Origin of the sequence: Methanogenium sp. S4BF (assembly GCF_029633965.1) — an archaeon.
In the GTDB taxonomy this organism is placed as follows: domain Archaea; phylum Halobacteriota; class Methanomicrobia; order Methanomicrobiales; family Methanomicrobiaceae; genus Methanogenium.
In genome coordinates this window covers 2,354,734-2,372,875 of sequence record NZ_CP091277.1, presented here as the reverse complement: position 1 = coordinate 2,372,875, position 18,142 = coordinate 2,354,734, and the positions used below count along the sequence as shown (strand labels likewise).

Annotated in this window: 19 protein-coding genes; 11 read left to right on the top strand and 8 right to left on the bottom strand. The window is 53.5% G+C overall.

What is annotated here, in order from left to right:
- The first annotated feature begins 66 nt into the window (after positions 1-66).
- The 7 genes from L1S32_RS11380 to L1S32_RS11350 all read left to right on the top strand — a co-directional run bounded on the left by L1S32_RS11380 (position 67) and on the right by L1S32_RS11350 (position 5,619).
- Entirely contained in the window at positions 67-945 is an 879-nt protein-coding gene (locus L1S32_RS11380) for a thiamine pyrophosphate-dependent enzyme (RefSeq protein ID WP_278155216.1), read from the top strand.
- Positions 939-2,045 (top strand): transketolase C-terminal domain-containing protein, encoded by a 1,107-nt coding sequence (locus tag L1S32_RS11375; RefSeq protein ID WP_278155215.1) that lies wholly within the window; start codon positions 939-941, stop codon positions 2,043-2,045. The genes L1S32_RS11380 and L1S32_RS11375 overlap by 7 nt, the downstream gene beginning before the upstream one ends.
- Positions 2,045-2,572 carry a 2-oxoacid:acceptor oxidoreductase family protein gene (locus L1S32_RS11370; RefSeq protein WP_278155214.1) on the top strand — a complete coding sequence of 176 codons (528 nt, stop codon included), beginning with the start codon at positions 2,045-2,047 and terminating at the stop codon, positions 2,570-2,572. Before L1S32_RS11375 ends, L1S32_RS11370 begins: the two co-directional genes overlap by 1 nt.
- Positions 2,569-2,814, top strand: coding sequence for a 4Fe-4S binding protein (locus L1S32_RS11365; protein WP_278155213.1), 246 nt, complete (start codon positions 2,569-2,571; stop codon positions 2,812-2,814). The genes L1S32_RS11370 and L1S32_RS11365 overlap by 4 nt, the downstream gene beginning before the upstream one ends.
- A 127-nt stretch (positions 2,815-2,941) precedes the next feature.
- On the top strand, positions 2,942-4,327 hold the full coding sequence (locus L1S32_RS11360; protein WP_278155212.1) for a PEGA domain-containing protein: 1,386 nt from the start codon (positions 2,942-2,944) through the stop codon (positions 4,325-4,327).
- Positions 4,312-4,497, top strand: coding sequence for a hypothetical protein (locus L1S32_RS11355; protein ID WP_278155211.1), 186 nt, complete (start codon positions 4,312-4,314; stop codon positions 4,495-4,497). Before L1S32_RS11360 ends, L1S32_RS11355 begins: the two co-directional genes overlap by 16 nt.
- 30 nt (positions 4,498-4,527) lie before the next feature.
- Positions 4,528-5,619, top strand: a complete 1,092-nt coding sequence (locus tag L1S32_RS11350) for a PEGA domain-containing protein (protein ID WP_278155210.1) — start codon at positions 4,528-4,530, stop codon at positions 5,617-5,619.
- A gap of 20 nt (positions 5,620-5,639) precedes the next feature.
- Here the strand turns inward: L1S32_RS11350 and L1S32_RS11345 are convergent, their stop codons facing one another.
- The 3 genes from L1S32_RS11345 to L1S32_RS11335 all read right to left on the bottom strand — a co-directional run bounded on the left by L1S32_RS11345 (position 5,640) and on the right by L1S32_RS11335 (position 8,840).
- The gene (locus L1S32_RS11345) at positions 5,640-6,011 is read right to left on the bottom strand and encodes a hypothetical protein (RefSeq protein ID WP_278155209.1); all 372 of its coding nucleotides are present in this window, start codon (positions 6,009-6,011) and stop codon (positions 5,640-5,642) included.
- A 205-nt stretch (positions 6,012-6,216) separates the two neighbouring features.
- Positions 6,217-7,875 carry a thermosome subunit alpha gene (gene thsA, locus L1S32_RS11340; protein ID WP_278155208.1) on the bottom strand — a complete coding sequence of 553 codons (1,659 nt, stop codon included), beginning with the start codon at positions 7,873-7,875 and terminating at the stop codon, positions 6,217-6,219.
- A gap of 53 nt (positions 7,876-7,928) precedes the next feature.
- Positions 7,929-8,840 (bottom strand): transcriptional regulator, encoded by a 912-nt coding sequence (locus L1S32_RS11335; protein WP_278155207.1) that lies wholly within the window; start codon positions 8,838-8,840, stop codon positions 7,929-7,931.
- Positions 8,841-8,889: 49 nt separating this feature from the next.
- On the opposite strand from L1S32_RS11335, the gene L1S32_RS11330 reads away from it, so the two are divergent.
- A complete protein-coding gene (locus L1S32_RS11330) occupies positions 8,890-10,110 on the top strand; it encodes a tRNA(Ile)(2)-agmatinylcytidine synthase (RefSeq protein ID WP_278155206.1) in 1,221 nt (406 codons plus the stop codon).
- Between the two features lie 75 nt (positions 10,111-10,185).
- On the opposite strand, the gene L1S32_RS11325 is transcribed toward L1S32_RS11330, so the two are convergent.
- The 5 genes from L1S32_RS11325 to nuoE all read right to left on the bottom strand — a co-directional run bounded on the left by L1S32_RS11325 (position 10,186) and on the right by nuoE (position 15,739).
- Positions 10,186-11,997, bottom strand: coding sequence for an aldehyde ferredoxin oxidoreductase family protein (locus tag L1S32_RS11325; RefSeq protein WP_278155205.1), 1,812 nt, complete (start codon positions 11,995-11,997; stop codon positions 10,186-10,188).
- Entirely contained in the window at positions 11,997-12,485 is a 489-nt protein-coding gene (locus L1S32_RS11320) for a 4Fe-4S dicluster domain-containing protein (protein ID WP_278155204.1), read from the bottom strand. Before L1S32_RS11320 ends, L1S32_RS11325 begins: the two co-directional genes overlap by 1 nt.
- Positions 12,486-12,701: 216 nt before the next feature.
- Entirely contained in the window at positions 12,702-13,445 is a 744-nt protein-coding gene (locus L1S32_RS11315) for a 2Fe-2S iron-sulfur cluster-binding protein (RefSeq protein WP_278155203.1), read from the bottom strand.
- On the bottom strand, positions 13,438-15,309 hold the full coding sequence (locus tag L1S32_RS11310) for an NADH-ubiquinone oxidoreductase-F iron-sulfur binding region domain-containing protein (RefSeq protein ID WP_278155202.1): 1,872 nt from the start codon (positions 15,307-15,309) through the stop codon (positions 13,438-13,440). The genes L1S32_RS11315 and L1S32_RS11310 overlap by 8 nt, the downstream gene beginning before the upstream one ends.
- Entirely contained in the window at positions 15,296-15,739 is a 444-nt protein-coding gene (nuoE, locus tag L1S32_RS11305) for an NADH-quinone oxidoreductase subunit NuoE (protein ID WP_278157090.1), read from the bottom strand. Before nuoE ends, L1S32_RS11310 begins: the two co-directional genes overlap by 14 nt.
- Before the next feature lie 152 nt (positions 15,740-15,891).
- On the opposite strand from nuoE, the gene L1S32_RS11300 reads away from it, so the two are divergent.
- From L1S32_RS11300 to pyrF, 3 genes are all read left to right on the top strand, one after another.
- Positions 15,892-16,149, top strand: coding sequence for a rhodanese-like domain-containing protein (locus tag L1S32_RS11300; RefSeq protein ID WP_278155201.1), 258 nt, complete (start codon positions 15,892-15,894; stop codon positions 16,147-16,149).
- Between the two features lie 128 nt (positions 16,150-16,277).
- The gene (locus L1S32_RS11295) at positions 16,278-17,231 is read left to right on the top strand and encodes a deoxyhypusine synthase (RefSeq protein ID WP_278157088.1); all 954 of its coding nucleotides are present in this window, start codon (positions 16,278-16,280) and stop codon (positions 17,229-17,231) included.
- Entirely contained in the window at positions 17,224-17,859 is a 636-nt protein-coding gene (gene pyrF / locus L1S32_RS11290; protein WP_278155200.1) for an orotidine-5'-phosphate decarboxylase, read from the top strand. The genes L1S32_RS11295 and pyrF overlap by 8 nt, the downstream gene beginning before the upstream one ends.
- The last annotated feature ends 283 nt before the right edge of the window (positions 17,860-18,142 follow it).

Below are 18,142 nucleotides of genomic sequence, written 5' to 3'. Positions count from 1 at the left end.
CGGAAAGAACCAAACCAATACTTCATTATTATTCATGTGAAATATTCATAAGAGAGACTGGATACCATGGCCATACCTGATGAAGAGTTTTTACTCAAAACCACATCTGCGTGTGCAGGGTGCCCGTCATCCCTCATTCTGCGCTATGTGACAAAAGCTGCAGGAGCGGATACGGTGCTTGTGATCCCGGCATGCTGTACCAGCGTGATACAGGGAGTCTACCCCACAACCGCAATGAATCTACCTGTCTATAATGTCGCATTTGCTTCTGCTGCCGCTGTTGCATCAGGAATGAGTGAGGCATTCCGTGCAGAGGGACGAAAGACCAATGTGATCTGCTATGCCGGTGACGGCGGCACGATTGACATCGGCATACAGGCACTCTCCGGTGCGCTTGAACGCGGGACGGATTTCCTCTACATCTGCTATGACAATGAGGCATACTCAAATACCGGCATGCAGCGGTCCGGCGCAACGCCGCTGGGCGCGATGACCACCACCACACCGGGAGGCAAGAAGGATCATAAAAAAGACCTGGACGCAATTGTGGCAGCCCACAACCCGGTGTATCAGGCAACCGCCTGTGCCGCCTATCCCCAGGACCTCTACAATAAGGTGGAAAAGGCACTCTCCATCCCTGGTCCGAAGTTTATGCATGTTCTGGCACCCTGTCCCCCCGGATGGCGCTTCCCGTCGGAGAAGACGATTGAGATGGGGAAACTCGCCGTAAAGTCCGGCCTCTGGGTGCTGTATGAGCGCGAGAACGGAAAGCTCACGATCACCGGCGCCTCCAAGGCGGCGATGAAAAAGCGGATTCCGGTTGAGGACTACCTCTCCGTGCAGGGGCGTTTCCGGAAGATAACTGCTGAGGAAACAGCAGAAGTCCAGCAGACGGTTGAGGACACGATTGCCCGTCTTCAGCGGGAGGTTGATGGCATATGCTGACATTCGGAACAGGCAACAAAGCGGTGGCAATGGCAGTCAGGGATGCAAAACCTGTGGTTGTTGCAGCATACCCCATTACCCCGCAGACAGAGATCGTCGAGGAGATAGCAAACTTCGTAACGGACGGCTCGCTGGCCGCACGCTACATTCCGGTCGAGTCTGAACATTCATCCATGGCGGCCTGCATCGGCGCTGCTGCAACCGGCGTGCGGACCTTTACCGCCACCAGTTCGCACGGGCTGGTTTATATGTGTGAGATGCTGCATATGTCAGCAGCGGCACGGCTCCCGATTGTAATGGCAAACGCAAACCGTGCACTCGGTCCCGGGTGGAACATCGGTGCGGAGCACTCAGACTCAATATCCATGCGCGACACCGGCTGGCTGCAGGTCTATGTCTCAACGGTACAGGAAGCCTATGACGCCACCATGATGGCATTCCGGATTGCAGAGCATACCGATGTCCTTCTTCCGGTGATGATCAACCTTGACGGGTTCCTGCTGACACATATCACCCAGACATTTGAGACGATTGAGCCGGGTGACTTCATACCGCCAACGGCAACCCCCCATGCCATTGACATCGAAAATCCGGGTGGCTACGGCACACTGACACCCGGAAATACCCACTTTACCTTCCGCCGTGATATCGAACGCGGAATGCGGGCATCCATTCCGGTCATTGAAGAGACAGAGGCCGAATTTGCACGCCGCTTCGGACGTGAGTACAACCTCTACGAGGAGTACCGCTGCGAGGATGCAGATGTGGTCATCGTTGCGATGGGTACTTTAGGCAAAGAGATGGAAGTCGCAGTCGACATTCTCCGGGAAGAAGGGATTGCCGCAGGTGCCGTTCGCATGCGCTGGTTCCGCCCGTTTATTGTGCCTGACCTCGATGGAAAGGAAGTGGTTGTTATCGACCGCGACTACTCATTCGGATATGGGGGCGTTGTTGCCGGTGAACTGCAGGCAAAATGCGGCTGCAAGCCGTTCAGTGTGATTGCCGGCCTTGGCGGACAGGAAGTGACCTATGATGATATCGCAGAGTTTGTCCGGATACGAAAGCCTGGCACAGAGCACTGGTTCGGGGTGGTTGACTGATGTATGAGATACGCCTTCACTCACGCGGCGGCCAGGGCGGTGTGACTGCTGCAAAACTGATTGCATACGCAGCATTCCTGGACGGAAAGCATGCGACGGCAACACCTCTCTATGGGGCCGAGCGCCGGGGTGCACCCGTGGTCTCATTCATCCGCATTGATGATGAACCGATCCGCGTCTATTCCCAGATCAGACACCCTGACCTTGTTATCGTCCTTGATGAATCTATCATGCAGCTGGTTGATGTCCTGCACGGCATAAAACCGGATGGCAACGTCCTGATAAACAGCCAGACGGGAACAGAGGTGGAGGGACACCAAACCTATCCGGTTGACCTGACAGGCATCGCGCTCTCCCTTGATCTGGTGCTTGCCGGAAACCCCATTCTCAACACGCCTCTTATCGGGGCCATTGCAAAATTGGGTTTAATCTCACAGGAATCTGCAAAAAAGGTCATTGCAGAGACATTCCGGGACGAACGAAATGTTGAAGCGGCACTGCGTGCCTATGAGGAGCTGAAGATATGAGTGCAAAACTGGCAATTTCCCGACCTGGAGAAGGTGCAGCAGGAAAGACCGGGACATGGCGTACGTTCCGGCCGGTGGTTGACCGGGAAAAATGCAACGAATGCGGCATCTGCCGTCTGTACTGTCCGGACGCATCCATCAGTGTCGATCTTGAAATCGACCTTGATTACTGCAAAGGCTGCGGCATCTGCGCCGAAGAGTGCCCGAAAAAGGCCATCACCATGGAACGGGAAGAAGACTAAACAGTCTTTTTCTTTTTCACCTTTTTTGATATACTCAATTTTTAGCCAGATCCGGATGCATCAGCATATACATGCCAGATCCACCGGTCTGAACAAATTTATTTATAGTGCGATGCGGTATTAGCGGATGATAACCATGACCCACCGCTCGATCCTCCTTCTCCTCTGTATCATCTGTGTCACCGGATGGATGACAGGTTCGGTTCTTGCAAATGACGCAGTAGTGCTTCCGGTCGACCCGGAGGCAACAATTCTTCCGGAACCTGTACCCACCCATTTGCCGGGAGAGGGCATCTCTTATTATGACATCTACACCAGTGTTGACGGTGCTGCAGTCTCATTTGACGGGATATATCAGGGAGTGACCGCCGGAGGAGTGCTCACCGTCCCGGTTCATACCACTGCCACGCCATATGCTGTTGTCTCTGCCGCAAAGGCCGGATACAACTCTGCACAGCAGACCCTGCCCGTGGTCCCGCCGGAAGGGGAGACCACCTCGGTCTATCTGACCTTACAACCGGTGCAGCCGGTGACCGGATCACTCTCTATCTCTTCTTCACCGTCCGGTGCTGCGGTATATATAAAAAATATCTACTATGGCACCACCCCACAACTGGTCACCGGACTTACCCCGGGAAACCACGTTGTTCAGCTGACCCACTCCGGATATGAACCATGGTCTCAGACAGCCGGGGTCACTGCGGGCCAGACAAACACAGTCTCCGCAGTGCTTGTGCGAAAACAGGAACTTGGAACGCTCGCCGTCAGTTCAAACCCATCCGGTGCCGCCATCTATCTGGATGGCGCCTATTACGGCACCACCCCGATGACCATCAGCGGACTGACAGCAGGTCTGCATGACCTTGAACTGACGAAGGCAGGATACGAAGACGCAGTGATGCTGGTGAGTATCTATGCCGACCAGGTGACGACGGTATCAAAGAGTCTGCTGAAGATCTCCTCTCCTTCCACCGGTTCAATTCAGGTGACCTCAAACCCTGCCTACGCATCCATCTCTGTGAATGGCATCTACTATGGGGAGACGAAGCCGGGAACACCGCTTATCATAAGCGGTCTTTCACCCGGAAGGTATTCAGTACAGGCCACACTGACCGGCTATAGTGACGCAGTGACATCTGCCGTTGTCAATGCCGGTGCTGCCACACCCATCTCATTTTCGCTTTCACCGGTGACCCCGGATATCACCACTGCATCACTGAAGGTCACATCCGCACCTGCAGGGGCAATGGTCTATATGGACAATGTGTTAGCCGGTATCACACCACTTACGGTTCCTGATATTACCCCCGGTGTTCGTGCAGTAACAGTGACCCTTTCCGGATACCGGAACCAAGTGGTATCCGTTGATCTGGCCGCAGGGGAATCAGGCAGCCTTGACGTCGCCCTTGACCCTGCACCTGTACCTGAACAGTCCCCGGCAGGCATTCCGATGATCATTCTCTCCCTCATATGCTGCACCATCCTCCTCTCCTGCAAATGCAGGAGGAAATAACCGTATTAACCACATATTTTTTCGCAGAAAATGCCGGTTTTCTGAACGATATGCCGATTATTTTTCAAATCCTGCTTCCGGATGAAATCGGAGCAGTATATCCTGCACCACACCATTTCACGGCAATAGTGACACCCCAAACCACACAGGCATGGGAAACTGATAAATAGCAGCCACCATATTACGTGGAATGATCACACATGCCATCTCACCACTTTGGTCTGCTGCTTCTCACGTTCCTGATATGCCTGTCCTGTGTCATCCCGGTAACAGCGGAACGGGCAGAGGTGGTTTCCTACTATGATATCTATGCAGACGTGAACGGGGCCGCCATCTATTTTGACAATGAATACATGGGAGACATCTCAAAAGGATTATTAACCGTTTGCGTCGTGTCTTCCAAGACCCGGCCCTACATCAGGGTCAAAGCCGTAATGGATGGGTACAGGACCACTATAGCACCTCTTCCGGAGGCAGCCGGTGAACTGCAGCATGTGTCCGTCTTTCTGGAGATGACACCTTTGATACCAAAAACCGGCAACCTCTCCGTATCATCATCACCCGGACGGGCAGAACTCTTCGTCAACGGTGAGGCATATGGACTTACCCCCCGGACACTGACGGGATTAACAGCCGGGACATATTCGGTACGGCTTGACTGCCCGGGGTATAAGACGTGGTCAGGAACCGCTGTCGTTTCAGCAGAAGAGACCTGTAAAATATATGCGTACCTCAATAAGAAGAAGGAATTTGGCACCCTGTCTGTCAGCTCATCACCGACAGGTGCAGAGATCTACCTGGATGGATGGCGATATGGTACAACGCCCATGACGGCGGGGGGCATATCTGCAGGTCCACACATCCTAGAAATTAAAAAGGATGGTTACATCGGTTTCGTCAGATCCATCACTATTACAGGCAGCTCGGTAACACCGGTATCATTCCCTCTCATATCAATCGAAGAGCAGGAAAATATGCCAGGAACCCTTTCACTTACATCAACCCCTGAAGGAGCGATGGTATACATTGACTCCGTGAGCCACGGAGTCACACCACTCACGGTAAGCGGCCTGACCCCCGGTGTACACCAACTGAGACTGATGTCTGCAGGATATCAGGATTATCAGGGAACAGTCGTACTCGCACCCGGAGAGAAGCGGGCACCTGATATTACGATGCAGCCCCCCCCGGAGCCTGAATATTTACCCGCATCCATTTTCCCTGCGATTCTGGCACTGCTTTCAGCCACCCTGTTCGCCGCCTGCGGCAGGTGTCATAAAAAGAAAAACTGATTATTTCAGATGAGACGAGATTAACGGATCTCTGCCGGTCCGTCACGGTCCGGGATGTACTCGAGATCAAACCGGAAGAAATGGGTATATTCACAGTTTTCACAATGAGTTGAGAAGTTTCTGCATCCGATGATCAGGCGGTGAGGACCGGCAACATGACAGTTTTTACAGGTGGCATCTGTCAGAAGATCCCAAACATCATAACACTCAACAGGAGCAAATTCACCAGGTGCTGCAGGCTCTTCAAACCGTGGCACAAATATACGCGTCGCACCACAATTTGAACAGACAACCTCTGCCCGCGAGGAAGAGGCAGTGATCTCCTGATCAGCCATTTTGCCACAGTTGTAACAGGTGGTCGGGTACCGCATCCCAATGAAATCCTCTGTCATGCGGAAACGTATACAGGCACGCTATAAATAGCTTTTCTGTACGAAACGGAAACGGGTAGTTCCACACAGGAAAAGAGCTGCAAAAAAATCTCACCAGGATACATCGCCAGCTCAGCACACCAATATCAGATACCGGTTCGGTCTGGCAGACAGGGTTTCCCGACACAAAATAATTGAAAAATATGGGGTTTGTATGGGCTGGTGATTACATCATGCCGGGCATTCCGCCCATGCCGCCCATGCCACCCATTCCGCCCATGGCAGCCATCTCTTCAGGTGATGGTCCGCCCTTGCCGGATGATGCGATGACATCGTCGATACGCAGGATCATCACAGCAGCCTCGGCTGCGGATGCAATTGCCTGGGTCTTTACCCGCATTGGCTCAATGACACCTGCAGCCAGCATGTCAGCGGGCTTTGCTGCAAAGACATCAAGACCTGCGGTCTTGTGGCCGGTTTCATGCGCAGAGCGGAGCTCAACAAGCATGTCAATGGGGTCAAGACCTGCATTCTCTGCAAGGGTGCGGGGAATGATCTCAAGTGCTGCTGCAAATGCTTCAATTGCAAGCTGTGCACGACCGCCGACAGTTGCTGCGTACTCACGGAGACGCAGGGACAGCTCAATCTCAGGTGCACCGCCGCCAGCGACGAACTTCTTGTCTTCCACTGCAACAGCAACGACACGGAGTGCGTCTTCGAGTGCACGGTCGAGTTCATCGACAACGTGTTCTGTGCCACCGCGGACAATGAGGGTCACTGCCTTCGGGTTAACGCACTCGGTAACAAAGACCATCTCTTCGCCGGAGACCTTCTTCTCTTCAACACGGCCTGCTGCACCGAGTTCAGACTCTTCAATTGCGTCAATGGAAGAGACGACGGATGCGCCGGTTGCACGGGAGAGCTTGGTCATGTCAGACTTCTTGACACGGCGGATAGCGAGCACACCTGACTTTGCAAGGTAGTGCTGTGCGATGTCATCGATACCCTTCTGGCATACGAGGACATTTGCACCGGAGCGGATGACCTTGTCAACGATTGCACGGATCATCTTCTCTTCTTCGTCCAGGAACATCTGGAGCTGGTCCGGGCTGGTGATGGAGATCTCTGCATCTACTTCGGTCTTCTTGTACTCGACCGGAGCGTTGAGGAGGAGGATCTTTGCGTTCTCGACAAGCTTTGGCATGCCGGGGTGGACACGCTCCTTGTCAATCACAACACCCTCGATGATCTCAGAGTCATCGATAGTGCCGCCGACCTTCTTCTCGATCTTGATGAAGTCGGTGTCAACGGTGTTGTCCTCGTCAGCGACCATGGTGACCGCACGGACGACGAGTTCACAGAGTTTCTCCTTTGCGGCTTCTGCACCCTTGCCGGTCATTGCGGTGTCAGCAATCTTGGTGAGCATCTCAATATCGTCAGCCTTCACATCGATTGCGATGTCTTTGATCAGTTCCTGTGCCTTGTCTGCTGCAAGACGGTATCCGTGTGCAATGACGGTGGGGTGGACATCCTGCTCGAGGAGGTCCTCTGCCCGCTTCAGGAGTTCTCCTGCAACGACAACTGCGGTTGTTGTTCCGTCGCCGACCTCATCGTCCTGGGTCTTTGCGACTTCAACCATCATCTTTGCTGCCGGGTGCTCGATGTCCATCTCTTTCAGGATGGTCACACCATCGTTGGTGATGACGACATCACCGATAGTGTCAACAAGCATTTTGTCCATGCCTTTTGGACCGAGTGTGGTCCGTACTGCGCCTGCAACGGCCTTTGCGGCTGCGATGTTAGAGCTCTGTGCATCGCGGCCACGGGTTCTCTGGCTGCCTTCTTTCAGAATGAAAATTGGCTGGCCTCCAAGATTTGCTGCCATAGTTATCACCAAATGCGATACAAAAATAGGTTTGTAGTTCTATATAAGGATTGTCAATCGTCGATCAGATTTATGAGGTCAGATCCTGATTCAAGGGAATCGAATTTCGACTCTCCGATGATCAGGGCAATGCCAATTCTCTTTTGTTTGTTGTATCCTTTTATAACGCACACCGCACGTGAATTGGTAATATTTGAGAGATTGGCGATAAGCGCCGCACGCCGCATCACTTTCTGCGCAGGACCGTAACTGGTGAGAATCGTATCATCGCCATAGAACGCAAGACCCTCAAAGGGCGCATTGCGTGTACTGAAGTATTCCACCCCAATACGCCCAAAGCCGGGGAGGATTTCTGCAGAACGCTCTTCATTCCCGTCTTCAAACGGATTTGGATGAGATAAGGGGTCAATGGCCTCAACGAGTGCTGTATCAAAGATCTCTTCCATCCGGCAGGCAATATCAAGGGTCGTGCCCATCCCGCTTTCATACTTTGATATGGTCCTCCGCGAGACTCCGAGAGCAGAGGCGAGATCACCCAGTGACATATTGCATTCTTCCCGCAGTGTCCGGAGAAGCTCACCATTGATATTCACATACAGGCCGCCGGGTTGTGCGTAGACGAGCGGGGGGATCTCTTCAACAAACAGATCATACAGCGTCATTGCACTGGTGGAGACAATACCGTACCGGAGATATACCGCACCCCGCTCGAGTTCGGCATCCCGGGCCTTTTCACCGACAACAAGCGGCTTCCCCTTGAGGAAGTGCGCTATCGCTGCCAGTTCATGGGCAATCTCCTCACTCATGCTGTCGATGTGCACCACTGCCCTGATGATAAGGATTTCATCGTCCCGCCGGGCAATCAGGTCAAAACTCCGCGGACGCATCCCGCATCGTTCAGATACGGCATATCCTGCCATAATGAGAATGCTTGTGACCCTCTGGAGTAACCGTTCATATGACATCTGGCTATAAACTGTTATAGCAGCGAACTCCATATAAAGAGTGGCTTTTATGCGCATTGGCATTGATGACACGGACTCTCCGGCAGGAATGTGTACGACCTATCTCGGAGCTGTGCTGATACACCGGCTCAAAGAGGCAGGAATCAGCGTAACCGGCCAGCGTCTCATCCGCCTGAATCCGAATGTAATATATAAAACCCGGGGAAACGCAGCCATCTGTATTGAGGCAAAGGGAGACACAGACGCGGCATTCCGGATTGCAGCGGCATGTATTGATGAATTGGCTGAATTCGATGAGGAAAAGACTAATCCCGGCCTCGTTGTAGCCGAAACAAGACTTCCGGTCTCGTTTTACCTGCAGGCAGTCACCGGATTCTGCACCACGGAAGAAGCAGAGGCAGTCTGCCGTGCCGCAGGGGCACGAGTCAGAAAATGGAAGAACGGCAGGGGGATCATCGGGGCGACTGCTGCTTGTGCAGCAGAACAGGACGATATGACCTCGGAAATTCTCGCATACCGTGATCCAAACGACAAAGGGGAACGGACCGTTGATAGAGAGAGTCTCTTCCGCGCAGAAGAAGAGACCTTCCCCCATACCTGGGACACGGTGGACACCGCGAATGACTGTATCGTCTGTTTTCCCCACACCCCTGACCCGGTCATCTTCGGCATTCGCGGGGAGTCACCCGAATGGGTAAAAAAAGCCCGCAGCTATGTTAAGTCCCAGGAACCGGTGATCGAGATCATCTATCGGACCAACCAGGGAACCGATGCACACCTGCTGGAGGGAGATATCGCATCTCTTGTTGATGGATGCTCATACCGCCTCACCGGGGTTGTTGCTGATACGCCGGAAACAGGACGCGGCGGGCATGTCTCATTCCTTATAACAGACCCCTCCGGAGTGGTCCGGTGTATGGCATACGAACCGACAAAAGGGTTCCGGGACATCATCAGGGCCCTTGCACCAGGTGATGAGATCACCATCTGCGGCAGTTACAAGAACGGAAGCATCAACCTTGAAAAGCTTCACGTAATCAGCTGTGCAGAGATTATCCGGCAGCGTCCGCCTCTTTGCCCCTCCTGCGGGAAGAGAATGAAGAGTGACGGTGTCAATAAGGGATGGAAATGCCGCCGGTGCAAAACACGGGCAGAGGAACCGGAGATCATCCATGAGCCGCGGACCGTTTCACCCGGCTGGTATGAAGTGCCCCCGTCCGCACGCCGCCACCTGGCAAAGCCGCTCTGCCGTGATGTTCCGCCAGAGTAACATCCTGGCAGAATATTCAAATATTAAATTTCGGAGTTTCGGCTCTCCCTGGGTTAACGAAATAAAAAAAGAATTTTAGAGAGCATAGGCAGAAATACCCAGCTCTTCGAGTTTTTCCGGAGTAGGCACGCCGATATCATCCCAGCCGCGTTCCCCGTAGTATACGGGCAGCATCTCACTGAGGTGGCTTACCGTTCCCTTAGAAGGGCCTGCCGGAATGGGCTCATTCAGAAGGCGTGGCGGAAGGGTGTCGTCTGCCCCGGTATAGCCTGCCTTCATGATGAAGAGACGTTCCAGATTATAGATCCGCTCACCAATTGTCATGACATCATCTGCCGTATAGGTGACGCCGGTTGCTGCGGTAAGTTCAGCTGCAATGTCATCACCGCCGATTGCAAACGAAGTGAACAGGCAGGTGCCTGATGCAGAGAGTGACGCGGTCAAATCCTGAAATATCTTCAGAATGTTGGGTTTTCCCTCGGTTGTCGCCGGGTCCATCTTCATCGGAAGGCCAAGCACCTCCGGGGATATCGTATATCCCCTCACGTGGCAGCCGCCGCGATTTGAAGTGGCGTACTCCAGCCCGATTCCCTGAATGGCACGTGGGTCATAGGCAGGCATCTCCTGTTTTTTCACCGTCATCGACAGTTCCGGGTGGCCATACGAGTCCGCCAAGCGGTATGACCCTTCGGCGAGTGCATCCCCAAATCCGATCCGGTAGGCTGTCGCCGTGACCATCTCGACCATCGCAACCGCGTTTCCGAACCGCAGGTCAGTGCCGGTGGCCGTATGGTCGATGATTCCCTTCTCAAAGAGTTCCATCGCACAGGCGATGGTGCTGCCCATAGATATGGTGTCAAGCCCCAGTTCATTGCAAAGGAAGTTCGCCTTTAGCACTGCATTAACATCAGTTACGCCGCAGTCGGATCCGAATGCCCATGTGGTCTCGTACTCCGGACCTTCGCCTGAAGATTTAAATGTGCCATGGGCCTTCTCAACACGTCCGCAGCCGACAACACATCCCGCGCACCCCTTTCCGCGTACGAGATTCTCCTTTGCCTGGGTTTCACCGCTGATACTTTCCGCTTCGGGGAAGTATGCCTCCTGCCAGTTGCGGGTGGGGAATCCTCCCACTTCATTGATGATATTGACGAGGACATTCGTCCCGAAGGCGGGAAGACCACCTGATGTAACCGGATTTGCAGATATTTTGGAGCGGCCATCCTGAATGGCTTTGATAAAGCCCACTTTATCTGCAACCTTAATCCCGCCGGTGCCGCGGACTACCAGTGCCTTGAGGTTCTTTGAACCCATTACCGCACCAATTCCGGTCCGCCCGGCAGCACGATGCTTATCGTTGATTATGGCGGCAAAACGGACCAGATTCTCTCCTGCAGGCCCGATACAGCTGACCTTGGCATCAGGGTCTGTCTCTGCGAGCAGAAGATCTGTTGTCTCCAGTACCGTTTTCCCCCAGAGGTGCGCGGCATCCCGTATTTCAACACTTCCGTTGTAAATGAAGACATAGACCGGCTTCTCGGACGTTCCTTCAAATATAATCATGTCATAGCCGGCATACTTGATCTCCGGGCCAAAGTAGCCGCCGGAATTGGAGGAGGCAAGGGTATCGTTCAGCGGTCCCTTTGCAAGGATGTCATGCCGGCCGGTTGAGATGCCCATTGTGCCGGTCAGAGGGCCGGTAGCATAGATCAGTTTGTTCTCCGGCCCCAGTGCGTCGATTTTCGGGTCCACTTCATCCATAAAGTATTTGGTGCCAAGGCCGCGGCCTCCGATATACCGGTTTGCATCATCCGTTCGCAGCGGTTCTTTGCGTACCGTACCTTCGGTGAGATTGATACGCAGCACCGTGCCTGTCCATCCGTACATTATATATTTCCCTCCCCGATTGCTGCAGCAATTTTTGCTGAAAAATCAAACTTCTTTTTGGTCACTGCCGCATCTGCAGGTACATACTCAATGGCATGGGTCGGACAGTATTTCGCACATTCGGGGTCGCCGCCGCAGAGATCACATTTCATTGGCGTCTTTGTGACCGCATTATATGCAATATTTCCGAACGGGCAGGCCATCTCGCACATTCTGCATCCGATGCAGCGTTCGCTTTTTATATTGACAATCCCGCTCTCAGTATCCTTTACCAGTGCACCAGTCCTGCACGCAGCGACGCAGGCAGGGCTGTCGCACTGGAAGCAGGTCATCGGGATGGTAACTCCCATCTCAAACCGATATACTGATATTCTTGATTTGGAAGGTCTGAACTCCCCTTCATGGGCGAGGGAACAGGCCAGTTCACACGTTCCGCAGCTGATGCATTTCTCAGGTGTAATCATCAGCAGTTTTCTGCCATTTTCCATCGGATTTCAACTCCTGTAACGGATTCTTATATCAATTCATTACAAACGAGAGATAACCGGAGAAGATAATTAAATGTATTTATGTGCGCAATCGGAAAAAACTCCAGATAATGGCTTTAAATGAAAAGATAAGGATAAAGAGTCAATATTCAGAAGTTTATATCCGAGCAATGTTAATGAAGATAATTTGTGGGGAGAGAAATTCAGGTATTCCTTTCAGCAGTTTCTGATGCGCTGTGCCTCATCACGTTTCCGGCACCGCGGGCAGAGGTCAGGGATTCCTGCCCCACACGGTTCTGCCTTCTCAAGCTGTTCTTCTGTTGCAAAATACTCCCCGCAGGACGGACACCGGACAAGCCTGAATTCACGCCCCCAGATTTCACGGATATTCCCCTCTTCACGGACCTGAATCGCTCCTGTCGGGCATACCTCGGCACAGGAGGCACATCCGACACACCCTACCGGAGGTTCGCCAAACGGGGGTACAATGGTTCGGTCCCACCCCCGCCCTGCAAAACTAAGGCAGTTATTCCCGAGTGCTGCGCAGGCGCGGACACAGCGGCCGCACCGGATACAGAGATCATCATGCTCTGCGACAAATCGTTCATCCAGCGGCTCAATGCCATACTCCCGCGCAAGGTTCTGCAGAATGACTGCCTGCGGGCACCGGTTAAGGTGAAGACGGATCACTGATCGACGTGCATCCATCACCCGTTCCGTATCAGTCAGTATCTCCATAGGACCGCGGACCGGAAACATACAGGCGACCGCCAGCTTTCGCTTCCCCCGCTCAACTACTTCCACCTGACAGAGGCGACAGTTGCCGTCCGGGGGCAGCCCCTCATGATGGCAGAGCGTGGGGATATGAATGCCAAGTTCATGTGCCGCTGCAAGGATTTTTGTGCCTTTCTCCACCGTTATTTTCTTACCGTCAATGGTTACCTCAATCATCTCACTCATCGCTGTTCCTCCGTTCAATCAGAATGGCATTAAATCTGCAGGCATCCACACAAGACCCACAGGTGATGCAGGCTGCCTGGTTTACCACATGAACCTGCTTCTTCCCTCCGGATATGGCATCTGCGGGACACACCCGTGCACACATCCCGCAGCCGGTGCAGGTCTCCGGGTCAATGGTAACTCCATAAAGTCCCGAACAAACTCCTGCACGGCAGAATCCCTCCTTCTCGTGTTCCTCATACTCTTCCATAAAAAACGCCATCGTCGAGAGCACCGGGTTGGCTGCTGTCTGGCCCAGACCACAAAGTGCCGTGTCACGCACAGACTCAGCGATATCCCGCAGGAGAGCCGTGTCTCCCGGACGTGCGTTTCCTGAAGTCAGACCGTGAAGAAGCACCTGCATGGCACGCAGCCCCTCACGGCAGGGAGCACATTTACCGCAGCACTCCCCGACAAGGAAATCAATGAAATACTGGGCTACATTGACCATGCAGGTGTGATCGTCCATGACAATGAGGCCCCCCGACCCCATCATAGCCCCCGCCTCTTTCAGGTGGTCAAAGTCAACCGGGGTATCCAGTTTTGATGCAGGCAGACACCCTCCTGAGGGGCCGCCGGTCTGCACCGCCTTGAATTGACGGTTATTCATCACACCACCTCCGATATCGAATATGATGCGGCGAAGAGGAGTCCCCAGTGGCACTTCAACGAGTCCGCTGTTTTTAATCTTCCCGACAAGCGAGAAGACCTTGGTCCCGCTGTTGTTCCCGGTCCCGATTCCCGCATACCATTCTGCACCATTGAGAATGATGCGGGGGATGTCAGACCAGGTCTCAACATTATTGAGCAGAGCCGGAGCATCCCAGAGACCTTTCTCTGTGGAGCGGATGTATTTCACCCGCGGGACGCCAGGCATCCCTTCGATGGATGACATCAGGGCCGTTGATTCACCACAGACAAAGGCACCGCCGCCACGGCTGATCTCGATATCAAAATCAAACCCGCTTCCGAGAATATTCGTGCCCAGCAGGCCAAGACGCTGTGCCTCACTAATCGCCCGTCTGAGATGGGAGACAGCGAGGGGATACTCATCACGGACATAGATATGCCCATTCCCGGACCCGACAGCCCAGGCACCAATGATCATCCCTTCAATGATGCTGTGAGGGTCTCCTTCCATAAGACTGCGGTTCATGAAGGCACCGGGGTCACCCTCATCCCCGTTTGCAACTACATATTTATTTTCTGACAATGCAATCCGGGCAGACTCCCATTTCTTCCCGGTCGGGAAACCACCACCGCCCCGTCCCCTGAGACCGGAGCGGATGACTTCATTCACAACCTCCGATGGTGCCATAGAGAGTGCTTTCGCGAGGCCAGCGTAGCCACCCTCACGGATATAGTCATTGATGTCAGTTGGGTCGATGTGACCAGTCCGCTGAAGGACAATTCTCTGCTGGTAAGCGTAGAAGGGAATTTCCTCTTCACTCCGGTACAGATTTTTGGTGGCGGCATCACGGTAGAGCAGACGCTCCACGGTTTCACCACCAACAACCGTCTTTGCAAAGATCTCCGGAACGTCGTCCGGTGTGACATGCTGATAAAAGATATTCACAGGGTCTACCTGCACGATCGGTCCGTTTTCACAGAATCCATGGCACCCGGTGGTATCAGCCGCAAAATCAACACCAATTGCCATCCCACACTGTTCTGCCTCTCTGACAAATGCTTCATAAACTGCCTGACTTCCGCTTGCAAGGCAGCCTGTACCCGCACAGACACGGACACGAACAGTGGCGCCACCCCCTTTTGGCGAGAGTGAAGCACAATATTCCTCCAGTGCCTGAGGGCTATTTAATTTCATCTTCTCTGACCTCCTGAATGATGTCAGGGACATCTTTCACCATGACTTTTCCATAGACACGATCGTTCACGGTCACTACCGGTGCAAGTGCACAGGCCCCCAGACAATTTACCGTCTGCAGGGTGAACATGCCATCTGCGGTGGTCTCTCCGTTTCTGATGCCAAGCTCCTTCTCAAAGGCCTTCAGCACTTCAGGTGATCCCCTGATATGGCATGCCGTCCCGTTGCAGATTTTAATTACATACTTTCCAAGAGGAACAAGGCTGAGGGCTTTATAGAACGTGGCAACACTGTAGACACGGCTTTCAGGGACATCAAGGTGGCTGGCAACCGACCGCATCACATCCACGGAGATATAATGCTCTTTCTGCTGTATATCCTGCAGTATGGCAAGCAGATAACGGGGATCTGCAGGATATGATGTGATTATTGACTCAGTTGAAGATTCCGTATATCATCACCTTATACAATCTACTCTGTTGCATGATAGCCACACATTAATCCTTGCTTCCTGCCACGGATTGTGTAAATACCCAAATATTTGAGAGTTCATCTTCTATTCCGTCATGGCAACCCTGATATATGGATTTGATCGCAGAGGAGGCGTCATCCTTTGCGGCGAAGGCATTCACGCTGGTGATTGACGTTTCAGCGGTATCATCGGAGGGGCACATCCCCGGTGTAGTGAACATGCCGCCTGACACCCCTGAAACAGAGCTGAAGAATAGGGATAAATCCCGCCTTTATCGCATCTATTGCCATACTGACGCGGCAAATGCTGCCGGAGCAGAGGCATTCATGGATGCAGGATACCCAATGGCTGTCGGAACAGAGAGGTAACCGGAAGATTGGGCTGCTGACCTCCTGAATATCTCAGGTTCCGGGAGAAGAACAGCCCGGCACAATCATCATTTTTACCGATGCCCATTCGTTTAATGCAGTATCCAGCCAATACTGGTATCAGTTATATGAACGGCGGGAACGGGAAGACCGCCTGCACCAGCCCGGTCGTACAGGCACGGGTCAGGGCAGGCATGACAGTGGCCGAACTGGTGGAAGAACTGGGAAAGGCCGGAGCATACAATGCAGGATATCTCGCGCGGGCGACAGACATCTGCACGGAGATGTTTACCGATAAAGAGACCACCAGGTTTCTGGGCCTTGCAGGAGCGATGGTTCCCGGCGGAATGGGGGGAATTGTGGAGGACCTCATCCGGGACGGCTACGTCGATGTGCTGGTCTCAACCGGTGCCAACCTCACTCACGACACCATTGAGGCAATCGGGTGCCACCACTATCATGGCACCGAGATCTGTGACGACGATGAACTCTTTGAAGAGGAGATTAACCGGATTTACGATATTTTCCTTCCGTCAGATGCGTTTGTGACGTTTGAGGAGTTCATGCAGGAGACTCTTGGGGAGCTGACGGACGGGACCACCCTCTCAATATCCGGTCTCCTGCGCCACATCGGAGAACACCTCGACACCGGCATCCTTGCAGCGGCAGCAGATGCAGATATCCCGGTATACTGCCCGGCCATCCAGGATTCCATGATTGGTCTGCAGTACTGGCTCTTCGGCCAGACACGAAAAGTGACCATAGACGCGTTTGCCGATATGAACGGGCTGATGGACACCTGTTTCACCGCAAAACGGGCAGGTGCATTTCTGATCGGCGGCGGTGTGCCGAAGAACTATATCTTTCAGAGTATGCTCATGACACCAAACGGATTTGAGTATGCCGTGCAGCTCACCGGCGATCGCCCGGACCTCGGCGGACTCTCCGGGGCGACCCTGGATGAGGCGAAATCGTGGGGCAAGGTGACCGGCGGTGCACGGGCCCAGACGGTGTATGGCGATGCGACCATCACACTGCCCCTGATCATTGCCGCGGTGCGGGAGAGGATTGAGCATGCCTGACCTGATTCTTGCCCTGGATGTTCTCAGCAGTGAGGAGGCGCTCAGCGTGGCAGAGGCGGCGGCCCCTCACCTGGATGCGATTAAGATAGGCTATCCACTGGTGCTTGCTGCAGGACTTGATATTGCAGCCCCCCTGAGCGAATTCGGCCTCCCTCTCATCGCCGACTTCAAGGTGGCTGACATTCCCAATACCAACCGGCTGATCGCAGAGCAGGTCTTTGCTGCCGGATTCTCTGCCATCATCTGTCAGGGATTCTGCGGCAGTGACTCTGTTGCTGCCTGTGTGGAGGCAGCTGATGACGCCGGTGGAGAATGCTATGTCGTCACCGAGATGAGCCATCCCGGCGCCCTTGAATTCTTAAGCGGGAGAAATGCAGAACGCATGGCCAGGATGGCCGTTGAATGCGGCGCCCACGGCATTATCGCACCTGCCACCCGCCCAGAACGCGTGGCGGCTCTGCGCACCATCATTGGAGAGAGAAAGATTCTCTCGCCCGGTGTCGGTGCACAGGGCGGCGACCCGGCAGTAATTGCCCCACTGATTGACGGCATGATCGTGGGGAGATCCATCTACACCGCAGAGGATCCGGCTGAAGCCGCACGTGCCTATGCAGCATACCGCCGATGATGAGTGACCGATTCTGATGCAGGCCACAACGGCCCGCAGGTGATGAACCCTATGAGTCACCTGAGGCAAACCCTATTTTGATGCAGGTTGTTTCCGCCTGCTGCCATTGATATCTGAGGCTTTCGGTAAGACAAATCTCTCTTCACTTCACATCGCTGTACCGAAGGGAAAAATAATTCACGCAAATGCCGGAAAAATACGCCCATCGACACATTGACACGTAAATCAGAGATTTTCCGGATGTTGACACCAATAATTATATCTTTTCGGTTGCTGAGAATAT